Below are 25,154 nucleotides of genomic sequence, written 5' to 3' on the forward strand. Positions count from 1 at the left end.
TGTACGCGGGACGCCCGGTCGAGATCCTGATGGGTGCACACACTCGCCGACGCAGCGTCACGGGGGAAGTGGCACAGTGGAACGCACCCAGGAAGAGACCCTCCCGAAGGACCCGGCCGACGCGCTGGAGCTCCTGGTCCACGGCGTGGGCGGCACGACACCCCAGAGGATGCTCGACGACCCGCGCACCGTCCGGATCACCGGGGACGACACCGCGGCCGTCTTCCGCCGCGCCACCGACGTCGAACCCGCCGCCGGCACCGGACCCGCCGCCGGCACCGGACCCGCCGCCGGCACCGGACCCGCCGGCGGCTCCGCGGGCCGGGGGCCGGTCCCCGAGGCGTACGTCTGGTGCAACCTCACCTCCGGCGACGGTACCCGCGCCCTGTGGCTGCTGTTACTGCCGTTCATGGTGGTCAACCTGGCGCACTGGATGCGGCCGGACGCCCGCGGCCGGGTCCGCACCCTGCGCCTGTACGGACTCCTGGTGCGGCTCGCCGCGCTCACCCTGACCGTGCTGCTCGTGGCCGGCGCCTGCGAGGTGGCGCTGGACCTGGCGGCCTGGCAGTGCGCGGGCACACCCGCGTGCGCCGAGCGGCACACCTGGCTGGGCTTCCTGTCGCCGGCCGGCTCCGACGGCGGCTGGTGGAGCCGCCCCGGCCGCAGGCTCGCACTCGCCGCCCTGCTGCCCGCGGCCCTGACCGGCCTGCTCTGGTACCTGTCCCACCGCACCTGGAACGCGTACGAGTCCCAGCGGCCGCTGCCCTTCGAGGACCGGCCCGGCGAGGACAGCGGCGGCACGGCGCTCGGCAGGCCCGGCTTCTGGTACGGCCGCCGCCTGGTGGCCCGGCTGCGTGCCGCGCACACCGCGGCGGGGCTGCTGACGGTCGCCGCCGTCCTCACCGCGGCGGCCTTCGGACACGACCGCGAGCCCGGCGGCCCGGCCGCCCTCGACCTGCTGGGCCGGCTGTTGGGCGCGGCCCTGCTCGGCGGGGCGCTCGCCGTGGTGTGGGTGGTGTGCCGGCGGGGCCGCAGCGAGCGGCGCCCGGACCGCGAGATCGACACCCTCCTGGTCCGGCTGCTGCCGCTCGGCGCCCTCGCCGCCCTCGTGCTCGCCCTGCTGTACGCCGGCTGGGAGCGGCCCGGCTGGCGCTCGGCGGGCCGGCTGCCCGGCGACACGGCCTTCGGCGGGATCGCCCTGGCGCAGGGCCTGCTGGTGATCGCCCTGGCGGTCGTCGCGCATGTGCTGCACCGGGCCCTGCCCGACCCGCGCGTCGCGCTGCGCGGCCTCGGCGGGCCCGCCGTCGCCCTGCTGGCCTGCGCGCTCGGCGGGGTCATGGCCGGCGGGGTCTCGCAGCGCGTGGCGGACTGGCTGGACGGCACCGGCGCCTCCATCCCGGGGCCGCCGGTGCTGCTGACCTGGCAGGCCTCCGTCATCCCGCCGCATCTGGTGGTGCTCCTCGCCGTCTGCGCGCTGCTCGCCCGGCGCACCCTGCGGCTGGCCCGCGCCGAGCGCGAGGCGGTCGAGCGCGACTACCCCGACGAGACCCGGGAGCCCGCGCGCACCCGCCGTATCGCCCGGGTCCGCGCCCTCGCGACGCTCACCGACAGCGCGCCGCTCGTCGTGGCCGTCACCGCCGTCACCACGCTGCTGCTCGGCGCCGGGGCCCTCGCCGGCGCCCTGCTCAGCGACCGCACGCCCGGCCGGGCCGCCGAGCACGCCCACCCCTTCGTCCAGGGCGCCGCCGACACCGCGCAGGCGCTGGGCTCCTGGCTGATCGGCCTCGGCTTCATCCTCTTCGTCACCTGGGGCCGCCGCGCCTACAAGGACCCCTCCGCCCGCCGCACCATCGGCATCCTCTGGGACGTCGGCACCTTCTGGCCGCGCGCCGCCCACCCCTTCGCCCCGCCCTGCTACGCCGAGCGCGCGGTGCCCGACCTGACCTGGCGCATGACGAGCTGGACCCGGGCCACCGGCGGGCGCCTCGTCATCTCCGGGCACTCCCAGGGCAGCGTCCTCGCGGCCGCCGCCGTCTGGCAGCTGAGCCCGGCCGACCGCGGCCGGGTCGCGCTGCTGACCTACGGCTCCCCGCTGGAGCGCCTCTACGGCCGCTGGTTCCCGGCCCACTTCGGGCCCGACGCGCTCGGCGCGCTGCACCGGGAGCTGGACTGCTGGCGCAACCTGCACCGGCCCACCGACCCGATCGGCGGGCCGATCCGCCTGCCCGGCGACTGCGGCCCCGAGGTGGACAGACCTGCGCTGAAGGACCCCCTCGCACACGGCCGCACCGACCGGCACCCGCTGCCCGCGCCGGTCCTCGGCCACTCCGACTACCAGGCCGACCCGGCCTTCGCCGAGGAACGCGAGCGGCTGCTGGCCGACCTGCGGCCGGGCGGCGTACCGGCCCCGCGTCACACGCCCGTCCGGGAGGAGACCCCCGGAGGATGAGGTGTACGAGGCCGCTTCGCCTGGGCGTCAGGGGATCTCGGGCAGGTCCTCCGGGAACAGCAGCGTCAGATCGTCCGTGCTCGGCTCCGCCACCTGCGCCACCCGGCCCGCGTGGCGCTCCACCATCGCCTCGAACGTCTGCCGCGCGGTACGGCCGTTGCCGAACGCGGGCCCCTTCGGCAGGTCGGTGAAGTACTTCAGCAGTGCCTCCCCGGTACCCGGCGCCAGCCGGTACTCGTGCTCCTCGGCCTGCTGCTCCACGATCCGCAGCAGCTCCTCGGGACCGTAGTCACCGAAGGTGATGGTCCGTGAGAACCGGGACGCCACACCGGGGTTGACGGACAGGAAGCGCTCCATCTCGGCGGTGTAGCCGGCGACGATCACCACGACCGCGTCCCGGTGGTCCTCCATCAGCTTCACCAGCGTGTCGATGGCCTCCTTGCCGAAGTCACGGCCCGCGTCCTCGGGCGACAGCGCGTACGCCTCGTCGATGAACAGCACACCACCGCGCGCCCGTTCGAACGCCTCCTGGGTGCGGATCGCCGTCGAGCCGATGTGCTCGCCGACCAGATCGACCCGGGACACCTCCACCAGATGGCCCTTCTCCAGCACGCCGAGCGACGCCAGGATCTCGCCGTAGAGCCGGGCGACGGTCGTCTTGCCGGTGCCGGGGGAGCCGGTGAAGACCAGATGCCGCTTGACCGAGGCCGCCTTCAGGCCCGCCCGCTGCCGGCGCCGGCCCACCTCGATCATGTCGGTGAGCGCCCGCACCTCGCGCTTGACGCTCTCCAGGCCCACCAGCGCGTCCAGTTCACCGAGCACCGCCTGCGAGGTGCGGGCCGGTTCCGGTGCCGGGGAGGGTTCGGCGGTCACGGGGCGCTGCTCCGGGACCGCGCCGAGCAGCCCGGCGGTCTGGGCGACCGTCACGACGGCCGGGTCGGGCGCGGCGGGCTGCCTGCGCACGCCCGCGCTCTCGTCACTGGTGCAGTCCTCGACGATCGGCCCGGAGCCCGACCCGGTGTCCGGGCCGCCGTCCGCGAACTCGTAACCGCCGCGCGCACACCGCTCGGTGCGGCACTTCTTCAGCGTCGTACGGCAGCCGTCGATCACATGGAAGCCGTAGCCGGCACTGCCGGTCACCCGGCAGCCCAGGAAGCTGCCGCGGCCACCGGCCGACACATAGAACCCGGCCTCGGCGGGGGAGTCGACCGTGCAGCGCTCCACGGTCGGGTCGGCGCCCTTGGTGACGATCACACCGGTCTGGGTGCCGTCCAGGGTGCAGTTGCTGAGCGTGCCGCCGCTGCCGTGGTCACGGAACCACGCGCCCGTCGCCGCGTCCCTGATCCGGCAGTCGTCGAGCTGCGCAGTCGCCCCGTCGCTCACCGACACGGCCGTGTTGCGCACCTGCGACAGGTCGGTGTCCACGACGTCGGCGCGCGAGCCCCGGTCGAGCACGAACAGCGCGTCCGGCACGTCGTGCACCCGGCAGGAGTCCAGCACCGCGGTCGCGCCGTCGCTCACCCACACCGCCGGGTAGTCACCGGTGCTGTCGAAGATCTCGCACTGGTGGGCGTCCACCCGGGTGCCCGGGTCCCACACCGACAGCCCGTTGCGCCCGAACTGCCGCACGCTGGTGCGGGTCAGCGTGAGGACCGAGCGGGAGCGCAGGTCGACCGCGTTCTCGGGGATGTCGTGGATCCGGCAGTCGGCGAGGGTCAGCACGGCGTCCGTGTCCAGGGTGACGCCGTCGGCGGTGGTGCGGTGCACATCGCAGTCGACGAGGTGTCCGGTCGCGTGCGCGGTGACCTGCACGCCGCTGCCGCGCACCTCGTAGACCTCGCAGCCCACCGCCTCCAGCGAGGAGTTCTCGCCGGTCACCGCGAGGCCGGTGCCCGCCGCGTGGTGCACCCGGCAGCGTTCCAGCCGCGGATGGCCGCCCCCGCGCACGGCGACGCCCGCCTGCCCCGCCGCCAGCACCTCGCACTCCTCGAACACGCCACCGCCGCCGTCGACCACCGCGATGCCGATACCGGCCGGGTTGTCGACGGTGCAGCGCCGCACGGTGGGCCGCGCCGCGCCGCGCACCTCGATCCCGGCCGCCGACCGCGTCACGATCCGTACGTCCGAGATCTCCGGGGTGCCGTCCTCGACCAGCAGCGCGGGCGCGGCCGCGTCCTGTCCCTCCACGTGCAGGTCCTGCACGACGGCCGAGGCCCGCACGGTCAGCGGCACCCCCTCCGTCGGCGCGATCCGCACCGAGCCGGGCGATCCCTCCGGGCCTCGCAGGGTCACCGCCCGCTGGACGACGAGGTTCTCCCGGTAGGTGCCGGGGGCGACGGTGAGCACATCACCGTCGGCCGCGGCCTCCAGGGCGGCGGCGAGCGATGCGTACTCACCTGTGCGGCGCCGCCACCGCGAAGTGCCGGTGTGCGTCACCTGGACCGTGCCCTGTGCCATGGCGTTGCTGTGCCCCCACCTCGTCGTACTGATGGCTCGCTCACGCGGGTTGCTGCCGAAGGGGTTCGGCCGGTCCACCGTAGCGTGCGGGAGGGCGGGGGGTTGACCGGAGCGGGAAGGCGACCGAAGGCGGTCAACTCTGCGCGAGGCGCTGGAAGGAGGGGGTCGGTCGCGTCAGGCTGCCCCTGCCCCTGCCCCTGCCCCTGACCCTGCCCCTGACCGTCTGCGCCAGACCGTCGTGCGCCCCTCCCCTTCGCCCGCCCGCGCCTGCTGCGCCGGGCCGCCCGCCCGGCCGGCCGCGAGTCCGCCCGCCCGCCCGGCCGGAGCCGTCCGGCTGTCGCCCGCCCCGCCCCGCCGGAGCCGTCCGGCCGTCGCCCGCCCCGCCCCGCCGGAGGCACCCGGCTGTAGTCCGCCCCTCTCCGCCGGTGGCGTCAGCTGCCCGTGCCCGTGCGTCCCCAGTCCGGGCCCGCTCGGTCCCAGGCCTGGTCCCAACGGGCGTATCTGCGGCGGAGCATGCGCCACAGGGTCAGTCGGCGGGCCAGTTCGACGAGGAGGGCTGCCAGGATCGCCGCGCCGGTGCCGGCGAGGACGGCGTGGGTCGTGGCCGTGGCCGGGTCGAGGGGTCTCACGGCGGGGCGGCCGTGGCGGTCGGTCCATATCGCGAAGCGGTCGCCGGGCTCCGGGTCGCGGAGCGGGGCGGTCAAGGGCCCGCGCCGGTCGGTGCCGTCGGGGGCGGTCCAGGAGGCGAGGACGCGGCTGCGGGTGTCACGCGCGGCTGTTTCGGGGTCGGCGGCGGGCGCGGTGTGCTCGAGCTCCTCGATCACCCGGGCCGTCACCTGGTGGCGTCGGCGCTGCTGCTCGCGCACGGAACGCTGCAAGGAGTCGTCGGCGGCGGAGCCCACGAGGGTTCCGATCACGGGCGCGGCGACGAGTATCAGCAGCAGCGCGGCCAGGCACAGCCACGCCTCGGCCAGGTCCGTCCCGCGGCGCAGCGGGTTGTGCCGCCAACGCCAGAGACCGCAGATCGCCCGCACTCTCCGCCCCCTCCCCGCTCCGTGATACCTCCTGGCGGAGGCGTCCACCGCGGACCCGGCCGAAGAGGGAGCGGCATCACCATCAGGGAAGGGCGACACCGCGTCGGCCGGGACCTCTCACGAACCGCTCACGAAAGCCCAACGCGCAAGCCCCCGGCCGGGGTTCCCGGCTACTCCAGGATCCGCACCTCGTCGCCGACGCGGATCGTGCCGCCGGACTGCGGGACCAGGTTCTGGCCGAACACCAGGGAGCCGGCGAAGCGCCGGTGCCGGCCCAGAGTGTGCAGAGGCTCCTTGCCCCGTACGCCGGTGTCCTGGTCGGTGGTGGTCACCACGCAGCGCCCGCAGATCTTGGCGACACGGAACGTGACCTCCCCGATGGCGAGGCGCGACCAGTCGTCCTCGGCCCACGGCTCGGTGCCCGACACGACCACGTTCGGCCGGAAGCGGTTCATCGGCAGGGGGCCCTCGGCGGCGTGAGGACCCTGTGCGATCAGGGAGTTGAGGGAGTCGAGCGAGGACGCGGAGGTGACCAGCAGCGGGAAGCCGTCGGCGAAGGAGACGGTCTCACCGGGCAGCGCGTAGTCGGGGTCGACGGGCCGGCGTGTGGCCGGCTCGTCCATGTGCACCAGCCGCACCGGGACGCCGAGACAGGTGCTGGCCCACTCGTGCGCGGCCGGGGCGGCGAGGACCCCCTCGAGCTTCTCGCCGAAGAGGTCGAGCGTGACCGTGTCCCCCGGCTCCGGGACGGCGACGGTCAGCGGCTCGAGCCCGGGCGCGGACAGCACGACGCCGCCGGACACGAGTCCGGCGGCGGCCTGTGCGAGATGCGGCTGCTGGCGTTGCGTGACGACCTTTCCCCCGTCGTCGATCAGCACCCAGCGTCGGTCTCCGGTCAGCCCCCAGGGCTCCACGACGGCCTCCCGGGGTGCCAGACCCCGGAACGCCTTGACCGGATAGACGTGTATCGACTGCAGCTTCGCGTTCCCCATGGGGCCATCGTGCCATCAGACGCCGACGGCCCGGGAGATCGCGTCAGTAGCCGCGGTACTGCTGGTTGTCGTACGGATCCTGGTACGGCGCGGGCGCCGGACGGGGAGCCGCGGGACGCATCGACTCGTAGCCGGCGGCACCCGACATCGGGGGACGCTGCGGCTGCTGCGGGCCGGGGTACCCGCGCGGCGCGGCGGCCTGCTGCGGGATGTAGGCCGTGGGCGCCGCCTGATACAGCGGTGCGGGCTGCTGCATCTGCTGCGGGTAGCCGTAGGCGGGCTGGGCGGGGGCCGCCGGGAGGGCGGGCAGCGCCGACGGCAGCGCGGGCAGGCTGCCGCCCGGCGTGTCGTAGGCGGCGGGGACCCGGATCGGGGCGATCTGCGGGGTGCCCCGCTCGGCCACGAGCGAGTCGTAGATCGGGGTGTCCGGGAAGGAGGCGGAGTAGTAGCCGCCGCCATAGGTGGAGCGGGGGGAGGTCATGGCACATAAGTTAAGCCCACGATGTGCTGGTTGGGGAGACCGATAAGAGGGTTGTTTTCCGTGCTCGCGGAGGCCCGTGTTCCCCAATGCGAGCGAATTCGGAGAAAACGGGTCGCCAAACCTGGCCTGCATCGTGTAAAGCCTCAGCTCCCGAGGGGTTACCGACGGTTGCGGCCCCCGTCCTCCGAGCCCCCCGGGAGGGCTCGTGGAGCCGTCCGCATAGGTTGTCCGCCGCGCTCCGCATAGGTTGGGCGGACACAGGCCGATGGGCCGATGGAACTGCCGGGCGCGACCGGCACGGTGACCCGTGATGGGGGCGGACATGTCAATGCCGAAGGGATCGAACGTTCCGGTGCCGACGACGGCCCTGCGGGTCGAGCTGGGCTGGCGCGCCGGACCGGGCGTGCCCGACGCCGACGCCTCGGCCCTGCTGCTGGCCGGCCGGAGGGTGCGGTCCGACGCGGACTTCGTCTTCTACAACCAGCCCGCGCACTCCTCGGGAGCCGTCCGTCACGAGGGCAAGCGCACCTCCGGCGGGCAGGTGACCGACACCCTCCTCGTCGACCTCGCGCGCGTGGAGCCCTCCGTTGACACCGTGGTGCTCGCCGCGTCCGCCGACGGCGGAACGTTCGGCCGGGTGCCCGGCCTCTACATCGAGGTGCGCGACGCGGGCAGCGGCACGGTGGCCGCACGGTTCGACAGCACGGACGCGAGCGTCGAAACGGCCTTCGTGCTGGGCGAGTTCTACCGCCGTCAGGGCGCCTGGAAGTTCCGCGCGGTGGGCCAGGGCTACGACAGCGGCCTGGAGGGACTCGCCACGGACTTCGGCATCACCGTCGACGAGCCGCAGCACACGGCCCCGCCGGTGACACCGCCGGCGCCCACCGTCGCCACGCCGCCCCCCGCCCCGCCGACGCCCCCCACGCTCGCGGTGCCGCCGGTGACGCCCGCGTACACGCACACGCCTCCGCCGCCGCCCGCCCCGCCCGTCACCGTGCCCCCGCCCGCGGGCCTCACCGCACCCGTGCCGCCCCCGCCGCCGACCGCGCCGGTGAGCCTGTCCAAGGTCACGCTCACCAAGGCGGCCCCGTCCGTGTCGCTGACCAAGCAGGGCGGCACCTCGGGTGCGATGCGGGTGAACCTCAACTGGGAGGTGCGCAAGCAGTTCTCCGGCTGGGCCGGCAAGTTCGGCCGCCCCGTCGCCATGCACTCCGACCTCGACCTCGACCTGTGCGCCCTCTACGAGCTCTCCGACGGCAGCAAGGGCGTCGTGCAGGCGCTCGGCAACGCCTTCGGCGCGCTGCACCAGCCGCCGTTCATCCACCTCGACGGCGACGACCGCACCGGCGCGGTCTCGACCGGCGAGAACCTCACCGTCAACCTCGACCACAAGCGGTTCTTCCGGCGCATCCTCGTCTTCGTCACCATCTACGAGGGCGCCCGCTCCTTCGCCGACCTGCACGCCACGGTCACCCTCCAGCCGCAGTTCGGCGCCCCCATCGACTTCTCCCTCGACGAGTGCACGGTCCCGTCGACCGTCTGCGCGCTCGCCCTGATCACCGCCCAGGGCGACGACCTGATCGTCCAGCGCGAGGCCCGCTATCTGGTGCCCGAACGCGGGGTGAGCCCGCAGCGCACCGTCGACTACGCCTACGGCTGGGGCATGAACTGGACGCCCGGCCGCAAGTAGCGAGGGGCCCTCAAGCCTCGTCGGCGACCGTGTCCGGACGCGCGTAGGTGCGGCCCTTCCAGGCCGCGCCACGCCCCCGGTGGTGCTGCACCGCCGAGTCGACCGTCATCAGCAGGTACAGCAGCGCCGTGAACGGCAGCAGCGGGGCGAGCCACAGCGGCTGGCCGTAGTGGCGCAGCATCGGCGTGTACGTCGCCGCCATCACCAGCCACGCCGACCCGCCGCACACCGCCGTCGCCGTGCTCCCCGCGGCCAGGCCCCCCAGCAGGGCCGCGGGCGGCACCAGGTACACCAGCGCCAGCCCCGCCACGGTGCCCGCCAGCAGCAGCGGGCTGTGCCGCAGCTGCGCGTAGGCGCTGCGCGAGACCATCCGCCACAGGTCGGCCAGGCGGGGATACGGCCGTACGCTGTCCACCCGGTCCGCGAGCCCCAGCCAGATGTGCCCGCCGCCCTTCTTCACCGCCCTCGCGAGCGCCACGTCGTCGATCACCGCGTGCCGGATCGCGTCCGGGATCCGCGCCCGCTCGGCCGTCTCGGTCCGCAGCAGCACGCAGCCGCCCGCCGCTGCCGCCGTGCGCGAGCCCCGGCGGCCGATCCGGCGGAAGGGATACAGCTGCGCGAAGAAGTAGACGAACGCCGGTACGACCAGCCGCTCCCAGCCGCTCGCCACCCGCAGCCGCGCCATCAGCGACACGGCGTCGAACCCGCCGGTGCGGGCGGCCGCCACGAGCGTGCGCAGGCTGTCCGGGGCGTGCGCGATGTCGGCGTCGGTGAGCAGCAGGAACTCCGGCTCACGCGCGCGTGCCAGCGCGATGCCGTGCCGCACCGCCCACAGCTTGCCGGTCCAGCCCGCGGGCGGCTCGCCCGGTGAGCCGACGGTGAGGGGCAGCCCGCCGTGCCGCCGTGCGAGCTCGCGCGCCAGCTCGCCGGTGCCGTCCGTGCTGCCGTCGTCGACGAGGAACACCTCCGCGCGCCCCGGGTAGTCCTGCGCGAGCAGGGAGGGCAGGCTCGCGGGCAGCACGGCCGCCTCGTCCCGGGCGGGTACGACGACACAGACCGGCGGCCAGTCCTCCGGGTCGCGGCGGTGCGGGAGCCGTACGTCCGTACGCCAGAAGAAGCCCTGGCAGAGCAGCAGCCAGACCCAGGCGGCGAGTGATCCGGCGGAGATCCAGACGAAGGCGCTCACCCGCGCAGTGTGCCCCACGCGAAGGGGCGGCCTGAGCACATCGTCTATCGTGGCCGGGTGAAGATCGCGCTCATGGACTCCGGAATCGGCCTGCTGGCGGCCACCGCCGCGGTACGGCGCCTGCGGCCCGACGCCGATCTCGTGCTCTCCCTCGACCCCGACGGGATGCCCTGGGGGCCGCGCACCCCCGAGGACCTCACCCGGCGCGCCCTGGCCGTCGCCGAGGCGGCCGCCGCGCGGGGGCCCGAGGCGCTGATCGTCGGCTGCAACACCGCCAGCGTGCACGCCCTGCCGACGCTGCGCGCCCGGCTGGAACCCGCGCTGCCGGTCGTCGGCACCGTCCCGGCGATCAAGCCGGCCGCGGCCGGCGGCGGCCCGGTGGCGATCTGGGCCACCCCCGCCACCACCGGCAGCCCGTACCAGCGCGGACTGATCCGGGACCACGCCGACGGCGTCCGGGTCACCGAGGTGCCCTGCTGGGGTCTGGCCGAGGCGGTGGAGCAGGCAGACGAGGCGGCGATCGACACCGCCGTCGCCGCGGCCGCCGCCCTCACCCCTGACGACGTGACGACCGTCGTCCTGGGCTGCACCCATTACGAACTCGTCGCCGACCGCATCCGCGCGGCCGTGCAGCGCCCCGGCCTGCCGCCGCTCGTCCTGCACGGCTCGGCCGGCGCGGTGGCCGCGCAGGCGCTGCGCCGCATCGGCGGGGTCCCGGCCCCCGACGCCGCCGCGTCCGGGACCCTGACCGTGCTCCTCAGCGGACGGGAGGGCACGCTGCCGCCCGCCGCGCTGGCGTACGAGGAGGGCAGGACGCTGCCTGCGGCGAGCGTGGCGGCGGACCTGCGGTAGCAGGTCAGGAGGGACGGCGGCGGCTCATCCGGCCGGCCTGCCCGGCACGCCCATCCGGACCAGTCACGCTCCGCGACCCGGTACCGGCGGAGCGAAACCTGAGTAACCTCGAACCATGAGGGAGCACCCGCACGGCGACGACGCGCCGCATCCCGATGTCTGGACCTGCCGGGCGACCAACCACTTCCAGTGGCTGCTCGCCCTGTTCGGCGCCGCCTGCCTGGCCCTCGGCGTCAAGCTGGCCGTGGACTCCCCCCGGACCTTCGACACCGGCCCACTGGTGATGTCCGTCGTCGGCTGCATCGCGGCCGGCCTGCTGATCCTCTTCGGCACCGTGGCCTTCGTGAACGTCGCCCTGCGGATCGACAAGGAGTCCCTGGAGGTGCGCTGCGGCCACATGGGTGTGCCGCGCCGCCGTATCCCCCTGTCACACGTGGCGGGCGCGGACTTCGCCCCGCACGTCACGCCGCGGCACTGGGGCGGCTGGGGCTACCGCTGGCGTCCGGAGAAGGGCACCGCGGTCGTCGTACGCCGTGGTGAGGGCGTGGTGCTGCGGCTGTGGGACGGCCACACCTTCACGGTCACCGTGGACGACGCCGAGGCGGCCGTCCGCGTCATCCGGGACCGCCTGGGCGCGGCGCGGCCGGGCGCCGCGCACTGACCTTCGGCTCCCTCAGGCGGGCCGTACGGCCAGTACGGCCACGTCGTCGTCGTTGTCCGGTGGGCGCGACCGCTCCAGCAGCTGGTCCGTGAAGGGCTCCAGCGGCAGGTGGGCCAAGGACGCGGCGTTGCGGCGCAGCCGGTCGAGGCCCTCGTCGAGGGAGCGGCGGGGGGACTCGATCAGGCCGTCGGTGTACAGGAGCAGGGTGGACCCGGGTGGCAGTTCCGTCGTCGCGTCGGGGCGGACCCTTTCGGGTGCGACGCCCAGCAGGAGGCCGTGGCCGTCGGTGAGACAGCGGGCCACCCCCTCGCGGGTGACCAGCAGCGGGGGCGGATGTCCCGCGTTGGTCCAGGACAGCTCGCACCGGCCGTCCTCGGTGTCCGTCATGCGGGCGAAGACGAGCGTGGCCATGGAGACCTCGGCGATGGTCAGGGTCGCGTGGTCGAGCCACTCCACGATCTTGCTGGGCGGTTCCTGCTGGGACACGGCGTACGCACGGAGCATGTTGCGCAGCTGGGCCATGCCGGCCGCCGCGTCCAGGTCGTGGCCGACGACGTCACCGACGGCGAGGGCGGTCGCCCCGTCCGTCAGGGTGAACACGTCGTACCAGTCACCGCCGACGTGGGAGGCGTCCGGCGCGGGCAGGTAGCGGACGGTCATGCTGCGTCCGGGGGTGGGCGGGAGGCTCGGCAGCAGATGGCGCTGCATGGTCTCGGCGACCTTGCGCTGGCGCTGGTAGAGGCGGGCGTTCTCCAGTGCGAAGCTGGCGCGGCGGGCGATGTCCTCCAGCAGGGCGGTGTCGACGGCGGTGAACCGTTCCACCTGGTCGGCGCGGCCGAGGGTGAGGGCGCCCAGGACCTCGTGCAGGCTGCGCAGGGGGACCACGACGGCCGAGTGCATGCCGGTCGCCTCGAACAGGCGCTTCTGCTCGACCGCGATGCCGGAGTCGGGCGGCCCCTGATAGGTCTCGGGGCCCGCCAGGGAGGAGGCGATACCGCGCAGGGCGCGGGACAGGGGCATGGGGGACTCCGCCGGTACCGGTGGCATCGGCCCCTGGAGGTCCTCCCGGAACACCACGGTGCCGCCCTCGGCATGGGCGACGGCGAAGCGGCGCACCTCCTGCCGCTCGCCGGTCAGGTCGATGACGGCCCAGTCGGCGAGGCGCGGCACGACCAGGCCGATCAGGCGGCGCAGCGCCTCGTCGATGTCCAGGGTCGAGGTGAGCACCGTGGTCGTCTCGGCGAGCAGCGTGAGCCGTTCCAGTTCCGAGAGCCGGCCGACGGCCGGGGGCCGCTGCGCGGGCGTCCCGGACCGTCCCTCGGTGTGCAGCAGGACGAGCGTGGCCGACGGACGGATGCCGATGTCGCAGGGTGTGGCCAGCCAGGCCACCGGCACCAGTGTGCCGTCGCCGCGCTCGAGCCACTCGCCGTGGTCCTGTTCCGTGTGCCCGCCGAGGATGCTCGCCCTGAGCCGGCACTGGGCCCCCGGCACGGGCTCCCCGCAGCGGTTGCGGTGCAGCAGGTCGTGGGCGTCCCGCCCGACCATGTCGGCGGCGGAGCGGGCCATGAGCCGTTCGCCGAGCTCGTTGACCGCTACGATCGAGCCGGCCGCGTCCACCAGACAGGCGGCCGTGCCCAGGGAGTGGAGGGCCTTGGCGACCACCCCCGGTGAACCAGCTGGGCCGACCATGACCCGCCTCCCGTCGTCACGAACAGCGCCTCCCCCGCCACCTGCCTCCGGGTTCCCTCAGGTGCACACGCGATGCCCGCCCGAGGGGAGACACACGTGGCCCGCGGGATCGCGGACCGGGGTCAGGGCTGCTCGCCGAGCGGCCGGGCCGTGGCCAGGCCCGCCAGCAGGCCGGCGCCCACCGACACGGTGGTGAAGCTGAGCGCGTTGCCGACGGCGGCGACCGCCGCGAGCGCGGTCAGCGCGGCTCCCGCGGTGAGCGCGACGGGCGTGGGGCGGGCCGTGCGCCACAGCGCGTGCAGCACCCAGGCGAACGCGGCCCCCAGCAGCACCAGCCCGACCAGCCCCTGTTCGGCGAGCTGCTGCAGCGGCGCCGAGTGCGGCTTGCCGTCGGGGTGGGGCGCGGCGGCCGCGGCCCGGCTCAGTTCGCCGAAGCGGCCGGGGCCCACGCCCAGCAGCAGCTCATCGCCGCCCAGCCGCAGGGCGTCCTGCCACAGGTCGACCCGCTGCGCGGTCAGCCGCGCCTGGAGGGACACGGTGAGGCCGTCCGGCAGGGCCTGTCCGGCGACGGCCCAGACCGTGCCGGTGACCAGCGTCGCCGCCACGGCGAGGCCCGCGATGCCGGCCCCGCGCGGGCGCAACGCACCGGCGGCCGACGAGCACAGCAGCACCGCGGCGCACAGGACGGCCCCGGTCGGCGAACCCAGTAGCGCGGCGGTCACGGCGATGCCCGCGGCGAGCGCCCGCAGCGCCAGTCGCAGGGCCGGGACGGAGGTGCCCCAGGCGGCACAGCAGGCCGCGCCGGTGCACAGCACGAGCAGGGCCGCGGTGGCACCCGCGTGCCCGAGCGGCACGCCCGGCTCCGGCCCGGGCACGAGATACGGCGTGCCGATGGCAAGGCCGAGACCGGCCAGGGCGGCGCCACAGGGCGCGGCGACCGGCAGCAGCGCGCCGCAGATCCGCCCGGCCGCGTAGCCTGCGGCCACCGCCAGCACCGCGAGCAGCACCCCCTCGGGCCGGCCGCCGTGCACGGTCGCCGAGACCAGCGACCAGACCGCGCAGGACCCCAGCACCACCACGCCTGCGGCGTCGGACACCCCGCGTCTTTCCCCGTCGGCCTGTGGCCCGGCCATGGACGTCGTCCTCGTCGCCCCCACCTGTCCCCCCGTACCCCGGTCGCCCCCGACCCGTGTCGAGCCCGGCGCCCACCCGCCCCCGCGGGCCGGACGTACGGCTCGGGCACACCGTAACGGCTCGGGGGCCGAATGTGGATGACTGGGTGCGAGTGGTGCAGGAACGTTGCGGCAGGGGTGCGGTGGCACTACCGCGCTGTTCTGCGGAAACGTTGCCGCAACGCCGCCCCACGGGACGGGCGAGGCCTCCCGGCCGCGCTGTCGGCGCAGGCGGCGGGCGCCTTACACTCCGGGAGTGACCGTCACCGCAACCACCGTGGGTGAGTCGGACCAGGCCCCGCCGCAGACCGTGCCCGTTTCGGGGCGCGCGCGGCTGCTGCGCCTGGTGCCGGCCGCCGTCGCGGCGCTCTCCGGAGTGCTGCTCTACGTCAGCTTCCCGCCGCGCACCCTGTGGTGGCTCGCCCTGCCGGCGTTCGCCGGTCTCGGGTGGGCCCTGCGCGGCCGTGGCCTCAGGGCGGCGCTCGGTCTGGGCTATCTCTTCGGCCTGGGCTTCCTGCTGCCGCTGCTGGTGTGGACGGGTGTGGAGGTGGGCCCCGGGCCGTGGCTGGCCCTGGTGGTGATCGAGGCGGTCTTCGTCGCGCTGGTCGGCGCGGGCGTCGCCGCCGTGTCCCGGCTGCCCGGCTGGCCGCTGTGGGCCGCCGCCGTCTGGACCGCGGGCGAGGCGGCACGCGCGCGTTTCCCCTTCCACGGCTTCCCCTGGGGCAAGGTCGCCTTCGGCCAGGCCGACGGCGTCTTCCTGCCGCTGGCCGCCCTCGGCGGCACCCCCGTGCTCGGCTTCGCGGTCGTCCTGTGCGGGTTCGGCCTCCACGACGTCGTACGTCTGCTGCTGGAACAGCGCCGCACACGCGTGTGGCGCAGGGGCGCGGCAGCCGCCGCCCTGCTGAGCGTGGCCGTGCCGGTGGGCGGGGCGCTGGCGGCCCGCGCCCTGGTCAGCGACCAGGCGGAGGACGGCACCCTGACGGTCGCGGTCGTGCAGGGCAACGTGCCGCGCGCGGGGCTGGACTTCAACGCCCAGCGCCGGGCCGTGCTCGACCACCACGCGCGTGAGACGCGGCGGCTGGCCGCCGAGATCGACGCCGGCCGGGTGCCGAGGCCCGATGTGGTGCTGTGGCCGGAGAACTCCTCCGACATCGACCCGTTCGCCAACTACGACGCCCGCGCGGTCATCGACGGGGCCGCCGAGGCGGTCGGTGCGCCCGTCTCCGTCGGCGGTGTGGTCGAGCGCGACGGCCGGCTGCTCAACGAGCAGATCCTGTGGGACCCGGACAAGGGCCCGGTCGACACCTACGACAAGCGGCAGATCCAGCCCTTCGGCGAGTACCTCCCGCTGCGCGGGCTCGTCGGGGCGATCAACGACAGCTGGACCGGCATGGTCCGCCAGGACTTCAGCCGCGGCTCGGAGCCGGGCGTGTTCACCGTCGCCGGCGCCAGGATCGGTCTGGCCACCTGCTACGAGGCCGCCTTCGACTGGGCGGTGCGCGACACCGTCACCGGCGGCGCCCAGCTGATCTCCGTGCCCAGCAACAACGCCACCTTCGGCCGCAGCGAGATGACCTACCAGCAGCTCGCCATGTCCCGGATCCGCGCGGTCGAGCACAGCCGTACCGTCACCGTCCCGGTGACCAGCGGGGTCAGCGCGATCATCCTGCCCGACGGCACCATCACGCAGCGGACCGGCATGTTCGTCGCGGACTCGCTCGTCCAGCAGGTGCCGCTGCGGTCCTCCGAGACCCCCGCGACCCGGCTGGGCGTCCTGCCGGAGATCGCCCTCGTGCTGCTCGCGGCCGGCGGACTGGGCTGGGCCGGCACGGTCGTGGTGCGCCGGCGGCGCGCGGACGGCGTGTAGCGGTACGCCCGGCGAACGCCCCTGAGCCTCAAGATCGACCCGGTTAGGGTCGGGGCATGGCTATCCCTGACTTCATCCGCAACCTCAGGGCCTCGGTCGGTCACGACCTGCTCTGGCTCCCCGGCGTCAGCGCCGTCGTCCTCGACGACGAGGGCCGGGTGCTGCTCGGGCAGCGCTCCGACAACCACCGGTGGTGCGTGCCCTCCGGGATCCCCGACCCGGGCGAGCAGCCCGCACAGTGCGCCGTGCGCGAGGTGTACGAGGAGACGGGCGTGCACTGCGTCGTCGAGCGGATCGTGGCCGTCAGGTCCGGCAGGGAGGTGACCTACCCCAACGGCGACCGGTGCCAGTTCATGGACGTCACCGTGCGCTGCCGGGCCGTGGGCGGCGAGGCGCGCGTCAACGACGACGAGTCGCTGGCCGTCGGCTGGTTCGAGGTGGACGCCCTGCCGGAGATGAAGGAGTCGCAGCTCTTCCGGATCAAGCAGGCCCTCTCCGATGAACCCACATGGTTCGAACCTATGCCTTCGGACTGAAGTGTGGTGTCTGGCCATATGGGTCGGGGTGTGGACGCTGCCTAGGGTCGATCCATGACCCCGCCCACCCCGCCCTCCGTGCTCCCGGGCCAGACCGGCCCCCACGCTCCCGCCCTCGACCTCGGCGGCCGCACCGCCCTCGTCACCGGCGCCGCCGGCGGCATCGGCCGTGCCTGCGCGCTGCGCCTGGCGGCCGCCGGGGCCAAGGTCAGAGCGGTCGACCGCGACGACGCCGGCCTGCGGGCGCTCGCCGAGGGGGCCGCGGGCCTGCCCGGCACGGTCGAACCCCACCTGCTGGACCTCACCGACCTGGACGCCGCCGAGAGCGCCGCCGCGGGCACCGACGTGCTGGTCAACAACGCCGGACTGCAACTCGTACGGCCGCTGGAGGAGTTCCCGCCCGAGGTGTTCCACACCGTGCTCACGGTGATGCTGGAGGCGCCGTTCCGGCTCATCCGCGGCGCCCTGCCGCACATGTACGGGCAGGGGTGGGGCCGGATCGTGAACATCTCCTCCGTCCACGGACTGCGCGCCTCCGCCTTCAAGTCGGCGTACGTCGCCGCCAAGCACGGCCTGGAAGGGCTGTCGAAGACCGCCGCGCTCGAAGGCGCGCCGCACGGCGTCACCTCCAACTGCGTCAACCCCGCCTACGTCCGCACGCCCCTGGTCGAGAAACAGCTCGCCGACCAGGCGCGGGCGCACGGCATCCCCGAGGAGCGCGTCCTGACCGAGGTGCTGCTCCAGGACAGCGCCGTCAAGCGGCTGATCGAGCCGGCGGAGGTCGCCGAGGCCGTGGCCTACCTGTGCGGCCCCCAGGCGTCCTTCGTCACCGGCACCTCTCTGGTCCTCGACGGCGGCTGGACCGCCCACTGACCACGGCCGAGGCCGGGGCGCCCCGAGTTTTCCACAGGGCTGCCGGGGCGCCCGGGTCATGGGGAATCCTGTGAGCATGTCCCGCGATCACGTGCAGTCCGCCGAGCGCCCGGCCGGCGCCTCCTCCGCGAGCGAGGAGGCGCCTTTCCTGGAGCTGCTGGCCCGAGGCGCCGCCGCCGACGCCTACGAGCAGCCGGTGCTGGCCGCCCGCGCCCAGGGGCAGCCCGCCGAGCGGATCGCGGCGCTCGACCGGGCCAAGCTGCTCGCCCTGCGGGTGCGGTCCGAGCTGGAGGGCCGGCGCCGCCGGGAGGCCGAGCTGTCGGCGCTGTTCGAGACCGCGCACGACCTGGCGGGTCTGCGCGACCTCGACGCCGTCCTGCAGGCGATCGTGCAGCGCGCCCGCTCCCTGCTCGGCACGGACGTGGCCTACCTCAGCCTGAACGACCCCGCGCGCGGGGACACCTACATGCGGGTCACCGAGGGCTCGGTCGCCGCCCGCTTCCAGCAACTGCGCCTCGGCATGGGGGAGGGGCTCGGCGGGCTGGTCGCCCAGACCGCGCGGCCGTACGTCACCGACGACTACTTCAAGGACGAGCGCTTCCAGCACACCAGCAGCATCGACGCCGGCGTCCGCGACGAGGGCCTGGTCGCCATCCTCGGCGTCCCGCTGATGCTCGGCCACCATGTGATCGGTGTGCTCTTCGCCGCCGACCGGCGCGCCCGGGTCTTCGAGCGCGAGCAGATCGCCCTGCTCGGTTCCTTCGCCGCCCTCGCCGCGGCGGCCATCGACACCGCCAACCTCCTCACCGAGACGCGCTCCGCCCTCGCCGGCCTGGAGCGCGCCAACGAGATCATCCGCGACCGCAGCGCCGTCATCGAGCGCGCCTCCGACGTGCACGACCGGCTCGCCGAACTGGTGCTGCGCGGCGGCGGGGTGCACGACGTGGCGGCTGCCGTCTCCGAGGTCCTGGAGGGCACCGTCGAGTTCACGGAGGCCCACTGCGCGCCCCCGGCCGCACTGGAGGCCTCCCGTGCCGAGGGCCACGCCGTGCGGCACCAGGACGACTGGATCGCCGCCGTCGCCGCAGGCGGCGAGCTGCTCGGCGCGCTCGTGCTGCGCGGCCACCCGGGCCTGGACCCCGTCGACCAGCGCACCCTGGAGCGCGCCGCGATGGTGACCTCCCTGCTGCTGCTCGCCCGCCGCTCCGCCGCCGAGGCCGAACAGCGCGTGCGGGGCGAGCTGCTGGACGACCTCCTCGACGCCCGCGACCGCGACCCACGCCTGCTGCGCGAGCGCGCCGCCCGGCTGCACGCCGACCTGGACGCCACCCATGTGGTCCTCGCCGCGCGCCTCGACGGCCCCACGGCCGACGCCGAGCAGGAGGCCGACGCCCGCAGACGCCTGTGGTCCGCCGCCTCCCATCTGGCCGCCACCCGGCAGGGCCTGGCCGCCGCCCGCGACGGCGGCACCGTGCTGCTGCTGCCGCTCGCACCGGGCGACACCGCCACCGAGCTGGCCCGCCGCACCGCACGCCAGCTCGGCACCGCCGTCCACGAGGCCGTCACCGTCGGCGCCTCCGGGCCCGTCGAGCACCTCGCCACCCACCCGGACGCGGTCGCCGCGGCCTACGCCGAGGGCCACCGCTGCCTGGACGCGCTGCGCCTGCTCGGCCGCAGCGGCGACGGTGCCGCCGCCGAGGACTTCGGCTTCCTCGGCCTGCTGCTCGCCGGGGACCGGGACATCGCCGGCTTCGTCGACCGTACGATCGGCCAGGTCGTCGCCTACGACGAACGCCGCGGCACCGACCTGGTGCGCACCCTCGACGCCTACTTCGCCTGCGGTATGAGCCCGGCGCGGACCAAGGACGACCTGCACGTCCACGTCAACACCGTGGCGCAGCGGCTGGAGCGCGTGGGCCGGCTGCTGGGCGACGACTGGCAGAGCCCGGCCCGCGCCCTGGAGATCCAGCTCGCCCTGCGGCTGCACCGCCTGGCCTCACCCGCACAGCGCTGACCCCCGTACGCGCGGAGCGTACGGGGGCCGGTGGGAAGCGGGTCAGATGGTGTGCGCGTCGGCAGGGCGGGAGGGGGCGGAGCCGTCCGGGGTGACGGCGTCCGCGTCCGCCTCGGCCAGGTCCCGGTGGCGGGTCTCCTTCGCCACCCCGACCGCGATCAGCGTGATCACGGCCGCCCCGATCACATACAGGGAGATCCAGGTGGAGCCGCCGGTGCCGTCCAGCAGGGCGGTGGCGATCAGCGGGGCGGGCGCACCGGCCGCGACCGAGGCGAACTGGGCGCCGATCGACGCGCCCGAGTAGCGCATCCGGGTCGCGAACATCTCCGAGAAGAACGCGGCCTGCGGGGCGTACATCGCGCCGTGCAGCACCAGGCCGACGGTCACCGCCAGCAGCAGACCGCCGAAGTCGCCGGTGTCGACGAGCGCGAAGAACGGGAACATCCACAGCCCGACACCGGCCGCGCCCAGCAGATAGACCGGACGCCGGCCCACCCGGTCCGACAGGGCACCCCACAGCGGGATCACCGCGAAGTGCAGCGCGGAGGCGATGAGCACCGCGTTCAGCGCGGTCTGCTTGGAGACGTCGGCGGCGGTGGTGGCGTAGACGAGGATGAACGCGGTGATGACGTAGTAGCTGATGTTCTCGGCCATCCGGGCGCCCATCGCGATCAGCACGTCACGCCAGTGGTGGCGCAGCACCGACACGAGCGGCAGCTTCTCGGCGGTGCCGCCGCGCTCGGCCTTGCGGGCCTCGGCCTGCGCCAGCGCCCGCTTGAACACGGGCGATTCATCGACAGAGAGACGAATCCACAGACCGACGATCACCAGGACCCCGGACAGCAGGAACGGGATCCGCCAGCCCCAGGTGTTGAAGGCGGAGTCGGACAGCACGGCGGTCAGCAGCGACAGCACGCCCGTCGCCAGCAACTGCCCCGCAGGCGCGCCGGTCTGCGGCCAGGACGCCCAGAAGCCGCGCCGCCGCGCGTCCCCGTGCTCCGACACGAGCAGCACCGCGCCGCCCCACTCGCCGCCCAGCGCGAAGCCCTGCACCAGCCGCAGCACCGTCAGCAGCACCGGGGCGGCCGTGCCGACGGTCGCGTGCGTCGGCAGCAGACCGATCGCGAAGGTCGCCCCGCCCATCAGCAGCAGGCTCAGCACCAGCAGCTTCTTGCGGCCCAGCCGGTCGCCGTAGTGCCCGAACACCAGCGCGCCGAGCGGCCGCGCCGCGAACCCGACGGCGTACGTCAGGAAGGACAGCAGGGTGCCGACCAGGGGGTCGGAGTCCGGGAAGAACAGCTTGTTGAAGACGAGCGCCGCTGCGGATCCGTAGAGGAAGAAGTCGTACCACTCGATGGTCGTGCCGATGAGGCTGGCGGCGACGATGCGCTTCAGATTGCCGGGCGTTGGGGGAGCGGTTGCTGCGGAGGCCATGTGCGCCACTTCCTCGTGTGCGGTGGGGACGGGTACGTGCTGGCACACCGTAGGAAGCCGCAGGTCAAGGGCACATGTGGTGGGGCACCATAGTTCTGGGGCCAGGTATGCGTCCGGCCACCATGCCGGGGATGAAGGGGCGGTACGGGCCCCCAGCCGGGACCGGTCGTCCCTTCCCCGGCCCGGGGCGGTGGACCACCCTGGAAGCGGGGCGTCGACCAGGCGGTGACCAGGGAGGTGAGGGTCATGATCAGGTCGGTCGTGGCCGGAGTGGACGGTTCGCCCGACAGCGTGGCCGCGGTGGACTGGGCCGCCCGGGAGGCCCTGCGCCGAGGACTGCCGCTGCGGCTGGTCCACGCCTGGGAGGCGGGCCTGCCGGACGACGGCGACGAGGCTCCCCTGCCGGAGCTCAGGGCCCCGCAGCGGCACGCCCGGCAGGTGCTGCGAGGCGTGCTCGACCGGCTGAGCGAGCGGTACCCGCCGCTTCCCGTCTCCGCCGAGCAGGTCGGCAGGCCGCCGGTCCCCGCCCTGCTCGCCGAGGCCGAGAACGCCGACCTGCTGGTGATCGGCAGCCAGGGGAGCAGCGGCCTGAGCGGCTTCGTGTCCGGCTCCGTCGCGCTGGCCACCGCGGCCCGTGCCCACCGGCCGCTCGTGCTCGTGCGGGCCGCCGAGAAGGCCGAGTCCGAGCATCTTCCCGACGCCCACGGCCGGCCGTCGGTCCGCACGCCCTTCCGCGACGTCACCGTCGCCGTCGACATCGACGGGGCGTGCGAGGAGGTCCTGGACTTCGCCTTCCGGGCCGCCGAGGTGCGCGGAGCGCCCCTGCGCGCGGTGCACGCCTGGCACGTGCCGTTCTCCCACACCCACCCCGCCGCCGGGGAGCGCGCCGGCCTGCGGGCGGCCGCGGAGGACGAACTGGCCGGGCTGATGGCGCCCTGGCGGGTGAAGTACCCGGCCGTCACCGTCCGGGAGAACCTGTACGAGGGCCGCCCGGCCCACGCCCTGGTCCGCGCGGCGAGCGGATCCGGCCTGCTGGTCGCCGGCATCCGCCGCCCCCGGACTTCGGCCGGCCGGCCCACCACCGGGCCGGTCGCGCACACGCTGATCCATCACGTGAGGTGCCCTGTCGCGCTGGTCCCGCACGAGTGATCGGGCGGTCCGCCACGGGTACCAGGGGCCCACGGGTACCAGGGGCCCGTGGAGCAGGCCGAGCCGGCCCCCGCAGCCCCTCGGCACGGCCACGCATGGCGGAATCCGGCTCCTCCGGATGGGCCGATCGGCCCTGTCGGGTACCCACGGTCACGGGGAAGGCTGGTCGGGTGCCGACCGGTACGCACTTCCCACCGCACGCCGAAACGGAAGGGAACCCCAGATGTCCGTCGACACCCGGCAGGCGTCCACGCCGCTCACCGAGGACGAGCTGAGGAGGCTGGACGCCCACTGGCGCGCCGCGAACTACCTGTCCGTCGGCCAGATCTACCTCATGGCCAACCCGCTGCTCACCGAGCCGCTCCGCCCCGAGCACGTCAAACCCCGGCTGCTGGGCCACTGGGGCACCTCGCCCGGCCTCAACCTCGTCCACACCCACCTCAACCGCGTCATCCGGCAGCGCGGGCTCGACGCCCTCTGCATCTGGGGCCCCGGCCACGGCGGCCCCGCGGTCGTCGCCAACTCCTGGCTGGAGGGGTCGTACACCGAGACCTACCCGGACATCACCCGGGACGCGGCCGGCATGGCGCGGCTTTTCAAGCAGTTCTCCTTCCCCGGCGGCATCCCCAGCCATGTCGCCCCCGAGACGCCCGGCTCCATCCACGAGGGCGGTGAGCTCGGCTACTCGCTCTCCCACGCCTACGGTGCCGCCCTGGACAACCCCGGCCTGCTCGTGGCGTGCGTCGTCGGCGACGGCGAGGCGGAGACCGGCCCGCTGGCCGCCTCCTGGCACTCCAACAAGTTCCTCGACCCCGTGCACGACGGCGCCGTCCTGCCGATCCTGCACCTCAACGGCTACAAGATCGCCAACCCGACCGTGCTGGCCCGGCTGCCCGAGGACGAACTCGACGCACTGCTGCGCGGCTACGGCCACGACCCGATCCATGTCACCGGCGACGAGCCGGCCGCCGTGCACCGCGCCATGGCGGAGGCCCTCGACACCGCGCTGGACCGGATCACCGCCTTCCAGCGCGCCGCCCGCGAGGAGGGCGCCACCGAACGCCCCCGCTGGCCGGTCGTCGTGCTGCGCACGCCCAAGGGCTGGACCGGTCCCGCCGAGGTCGACGGCCTACCCGTGGAGGGCACCTGGCGCTCCCACCAGGTGCCCCTGTCCGCGGTCCGCGACAACCCCGAGCACCTGCGGCAGCTGGAGGCGTGGCTGCGCTCCTACCGGCCCGAGGAACTGTTCGACGAGGCCGGCCGCCCCCGCCCCGACGTCGTCGCCTGCATCCCCGACGGCACCCGGCGCCTCGGCGCCACCCCGCACGCCAACGGCGGCCTGCTGCTGCGCGAACTCCCGCTGCCCGACCTCGACACCTACGCCGTGCCCGTCGACAAACCCGGCACGACCCTCCACGAACCCACCGCCGTACTCGGCGAGTTGCTGGAGGACGTCATGGCCGCCACCGCCGAACGGCGCGACTTCCGGCTCGTCGGCCCCGACGAGACCGCCTCCAACCGCCTCCAGGCCGTCTACGGCGCGACCGGCAAGGCATGGCAGGCCGGCACCCTCCAGGTCGACGAACACCTCGACCGGCACGGCCGCGTGATGGAGATCCTGTCCGAACACACCTGCCAGGGCTGGCTCGAGGGCTACCTGCTGACCGGCAGGCACGGACTGTTCTCGTGCTACGAGGCGTTCGTGCACATCGTCGACTCCATGGTCAACCAGCACATCAAGTGGCTGCGCGTCACCCGCAGGCTGCCCTGGCGCGCCCCCATCGCCTCCCTCAACTACCTGCTCACCTCGCACGTCTGGCGGCAGGACCACAACGGCTTCTCCCACCAGGACCCCGGCTTCGTCGACCACATCCTCAACAAGAGCCCCGAGGCCGTACGCGTCTACCTGCCGCCGGACGCCAACACCCTTCTGTCCGTGGCCGACCACGCGCTGCGCAGCCGCGACTACGTCAACGTCGTCGTCGCGGGCAAGCAGCCCTGCTACGACTGGCTGTCCATGGACCAGGCCCGCGTCCACTGCGCGCGCGGCGCCGGTGTGTGGGAGTGGGCCGGCACCGAGGACGGCAGCCGGGAACCGGACGTCGTCCTCGCCTGCGCGGGCGACGTCCCCACCCAGGAGGTCCTGGCCGCGGCCCAGTTGCTGCGCCGGCATCTGCCGCAGCTCGCGGTGCGGGTCGTCAACGTCGTCGACATCGCCCGGCTGCTGCCCCGGGAGGAACATCCGCACGGTATGAGCGACTTCGAGTACGACGGCCTCTTCACCGCCGACAAGCCGGTCGTCTTCGCCTACCACGGCTACCCGTGGCTCATCCACCGGCTCGCCTATCGCCGCAACGGCCACGGGAACCTGCATGTGCGCGGCTACAAGGAGATCGGCACCACGACCACGCCGTTCGACATGGTCGTCCGCAACGACCTCGACCGCTACCGCCTCGTCATGGACGTCATCGACCGCGTCCCCGGCCTCGCGGTGCGCGCGGCGGCCCTGCGGCAGCGCATGGAGGACACCAGGCTGCGGCACCACGACTGGATCCGCACCCATGGCACCGACCTGCCCGAGGTCGCCGACTGGTCCTGGAACGGCTGACCCCGGCAGG

18 protein-coding genes are annotated in these 25,154 nt (G+C 74.5%); 10 read left to right on the top strand and 8 right to left on the bottom strand.

Annotated features, from left to right (window positions below):
- The first annotated feature begins 169 nt into the window (after positions 1–169).
- Complete coding sequence (locus ACIGXJ_RS14200; protein ID WP_399644851.1) at positions 170–2,449, top strand: hypothetical protein; 2,280 nt, start codon at positions 170–172, stop codon at positions 2,447–2,449.
- A gap of 27 nt (positions 2,450–2,476) precedes the next feature.
- Here ACIGXJ_RS14200 and ACIGXJ_RS14205 read toward each other — a convergent pair whose 3' ends face one another.
- From ACIGXJ_RS14205 to ACIGXJ_RS14220, 4 genes are all read right to left on the bottom strand, one after another.
- Positions 2,477–4,906 carry a right-handed parallel beta-helix repeat-containing protein gene (locus ACIGXJ_RS14205; protein WP_399644374.1) on the bottom strand — a complete coding sequence of 810 codons (2,430 nt, stop codon included), beginning with the start codon at positions 4,904–4,906 and terminating at the stop codon, positions 2,477–2,479.
- A 431-nt stretch (positions 4,907–5,337) separates the two neighbouring features.
- Entirely contained in the window at positions 5,338–5,940 is a 603-nt protein-coding gene (locus ACIGXJ_RS14210) for a hypothetical protein (protein ID WP_399644376.1), read from the bottom strand.
- A gap of 170 nt (positions 5,941–6,110) precedes the next feature.
- Positions 6,111–6,932, bottom strand: coding sequence for an MOSC domain-containing protein (locus ACIGXJ_RS14215; RefSeq protein WP_399644378.1), 822 nt, complete (start codon positions 6,930–6,932; stop codon positions 6,111–6,113).
- Positions 6,933–6,975: 43 nt separating this feature from the next.
- Positions 6,976–7,413 (bottom strand): DUF6643 family protein, encoded by a 438-nt coding sequence (locus ACIGXJ_RS14220; RefSeq protein ID WP_399644380.1) that lies wholly within the window; start codon positions 7,411–7,413, stop codon positions 6,976–6,978.
- Between the two features lie 322 nt (positions 7,414–7,735).
- On the opposite strand from ACIGXJ_RS14220, the gene ACIGXJ_RS14225 reads away from it, so the two are divergent.
- Positions 7,736–9,103 carry a TerD family protein gene (locus ACIGXJ_RS14225; RefSeq protein ID WP_399644382.1) on the top strand — a complete coding sequence of 456 codons (1,368 nt, stop codon included), beginning with the start codon at positions 7,736–7,738 and terminating at the stop codon, positions 9,101–9,103.
- Between the two features lie 10 nt (positions 9,104–9,113).
- Here the strand turns inward: ACIGXJ_RS14225 and ACIGXJ_RS14230 are convergent, their stop codons facing one another.
- On the bottom strand, positions 9,114–10,307 hold the full coding sequence (locus tag ACIGXJ_RS14230) for a glycosyltransferase (RefSeq protein WP_399644384.1): 1,194 nt from the start codon (positions 10,305–10,307) through the stop codon (positions 9,114–9,116).
- Positions 10,308–10,346: 39 nt separating this feature from the next.
- Here ACIGXJ_RS14230 and ACIGXJ_RS14235 point away from each other — a divergent pair, with 39 nt between their 5' ends.
- Entirely contained in the window at positions 10,347–11,141 is a 795-nt protein-coding gene (locus ACIGXJ_RS14235; RefSeq protein ID WP_399644386.1) for a glutamate racemase, read from the top strand.
- A gap of 115 nt (positions 11,142–11,256) precedes the next feature.
- Entirely contained in the window at positions 11,257–11,802 is a 546-nt protein-coding gene (locus tag ACIGXJ_RS14240) for a hypothetical protein (protein WP_399644387.1), read from the top strand.
- 12 nt (positions 11,803–11,814) lie between these two features.
- Here the strand turns inward: ACIGXJ_RS14240 and ACIGXJ_RS14245 are convergent, their stop codons facing one another.
- Together ACIGXJ_RS14245 and ACIGXJ_RS14250 are read right to left on the bottom strand one after the other, a co-directional pair.
- On the bottom strand, positions 11,815–13,491 hold the full coding sequence (locus tag ACIGXJ_RS14245) for a SpoIIE family protein phosphatase (RefSeq protein ID WP_399644389.1): 1,677 nt from the start codon (positions 13,489–13,491) through the stop codon (positions 11,815–11,817).
- Between the two features lie 122 nt (positions 13,492–13,613).
- A complete protein-coding gene (locus ACIGXJ_RS14250) occupies positions 13,614–14,624 on the bottom strand; it encodes an O-antigen ligase family protein (RefSeq protein WP_399644391.1) in 1,011 nt (336 codons plus the stop codon).
- 295 nt (positions 14,625–14,919) lie between these two features.
- On the opposite strand from ACIGXJ_RS14250, the gene lnt reads away from it, so the two are divergent.
- From lnt to ACIGXJ_RS14270, 4 genes are all read left to right on the top strand, one after another.
- Entirely contained in the window at positions 14,920–16,530 is a 1,611-nt protein-coding gene (lnt, locus tag ACIGXJ_RS14255; RefSeq protein WP_399644393.1) for an apolipoprotein N-acyltransferase, read from the top strand.
- Between the two features lie 56 nt (positions 16,531–16,586).
- Positions 16,587–17,066, top strand: coding sequence for an NUDIX hydrolase (locus ACIGXJ_RS14260; RefSeq protein ID WP_399644396.1), 480 nt, complete (start codon positions 16,587–16,589; stop codon positions 17,064–17,066).
- Between the two features lie 54 nt (positions 17,067–17,120).
- Positions 17,121–17,939, top strand: a complete 819-nt coding sequence (locus ACIGXJ_RS14265; RefSeq protein ID WP_399644398.1) for a 3-hydroxybutyrate dehydrogenase — start codon at positions 17,121–17,123, stop codon at positions 17,937–17,939.
- Between the two features lie 76 nt (positions 17,940–18,015).
- Entirely contained in the window at positions 18,016–19,953 is a 1,938-nt protein-coding gene (locus ACIGXJ_RS14270) for a helix-turn-helix domain-containing protein (protein ID WP_399644401.1), read from the top strand.
- A gap of 42 nt (positions 19,954–19,995) precedes the next feature.
- On the opposite strand, the gene ACIGXJ_RS14275 is transcribed toward ACIGXJ_RS14270, so the two are convergent.
- Positions 19,996–21,387, bottom strand: a complete 1,392-nt coding sequence (locus tag ACIGXJ_RS14275; protein ID WP_399644404.1) for an MFS transporter — start codon at positions 21,385–21,387, stop codon at positions 19,996–19,998.
- Positions 21,388–21,633: 246 nt separating this feature from the next.
- On the opposite strand from ACIGXJ_RS14275, the gene ACIGXJ_RS14280 reads away from it, so the two are divergent.
- Complete coding sequence (locus ACIGXJ_RS14280; protein ID WP_399644406.1) at positions 21,634–22,536, top strand: universal stress protein; 903 nt, start codon at positions 21,634–21,636, stop codon at positions 22,534–22,536.
- Between the two features lie 223 nt (positions 22,537–22,759).
- Positions 22,760–25,144, top strand: coding sequence for a phosphoketolase (locus ACIGXJ_RS14285; protein WP_399644408.1), 2,385 nt, complete (start codon positions 22,760–22,762; stop codon positions 25,142–25,144).
- The last annotated feature ends 10 nt before the right edge of the window (positions 25,145–25,154 follow it).

Origin of the sequence: Streptomyces sp. NPDC053367 (assembly GCF_044545925.1) — a bacterium.
Lineage (GTDB): Bacteria > Actinomycetota > Actinomycetes > Streptomycetales > Streptomycetaceae > Streptomyces.

Coding starts and splice junctions, on each gene's coding strand:
- ACIGXJ_RS14280 (WP_399644406.1), top strand. CDS start 21,634: ATGATCAGGTCGGTCGTGGCCGGAGTGGACGGTTCGCCCGACAGCGTG.
- ACIGXJ_RS14205 (WP_399644374.1), bottom strand. CDS start 4,906: ATGGCACAGGGCACGGTCCAGGTGACGCACACCGGCACTTCGCGGTGG.
- ACIGXJ_RS14215 (WP_399644378.1), bottom strand. CDS start 6,932: ATGGGGAACGCGAAGCTGCAGTCGATACACGTCTATCCGGTCAAGGCG.
- ACIGXJ_RS14260 (WP_399644396.1), top strand. CDS start 16,587: ATGGCTATCCCTGACTTCATCCGCAACCTCAGGGCCTCGGTCGGTCAC.
- ACIGXJ_RS14200 (WP_399644851.1), top strand. CDS start 170: ATGCTCGACGACCCGCGCACCGTCCGGATCACCGGGGACGACACCGCG.
- ACIGXJ_RS14275 (WP_399644404.1), bottom strand. CDS start 21,387: ATGGCCTCCGCAGCAACCGCTCCCCCAACGCCCGGCAATCTGAAGCGC.
- ACIGXJ_RS14285 (WP_399644408.1), top strand. CDS start 22,760: ATGTCCGTCGACACCCGGCAGGCGTCCACGCCGCTCACCGAGGACGAG.
- ACIGXJ_RS14220 (WP_399644380.1), bottom strand. CDS start 7,413: ATGACCTCCCCCCGCTCCACCTATGGCGGCGGCTACTACTCCGCCTCC.
- ACIGXJ_RS14225 (WP_399644382.1), top strand. CDS start 7,736: ATGTCAATGCCGAAGGGATCGAACGTTCCGGTGCCGACGACGGCCCTG.
- ACIGXJ_RS14265 (WP_399644398.1), top strand. CDS start 17,121: ATGACCCCGCCCACCCCGCCCTCCGTGCTCCCGGGCCAGACCGGCCCC.
- ACIGXJ_RS14240 (WP_399644387.1), top strand. CDS start 11,257: ATGAGGGAGCACCCGCACGGCGACGACGCGCCGCATCCCGATGTCTGG.
- ACIGXJ_RS14245 (WP_399644389.1), bottom strand. CDS start 13,491: ATGGTCGGCCCAGCTGGTTCACCGGGGGTGGTCGCCAAGGCCCTCCAC.
- ACIGXJ_RS14270 (WP_399644401.1), top strand. CDS start 18,016: ATGTCCCGCGATCACGTGCAGTCCGCCGAGCGCCCGGCCGGCGCCTCC.
- ACIGXJ_RS14250 (WP_399644391.1), bottom strand. CDS start 14,624: ATGGCCGGGCCACAGGCCGACGGGGAAAGACGCGGGGTGTCCGACGCC.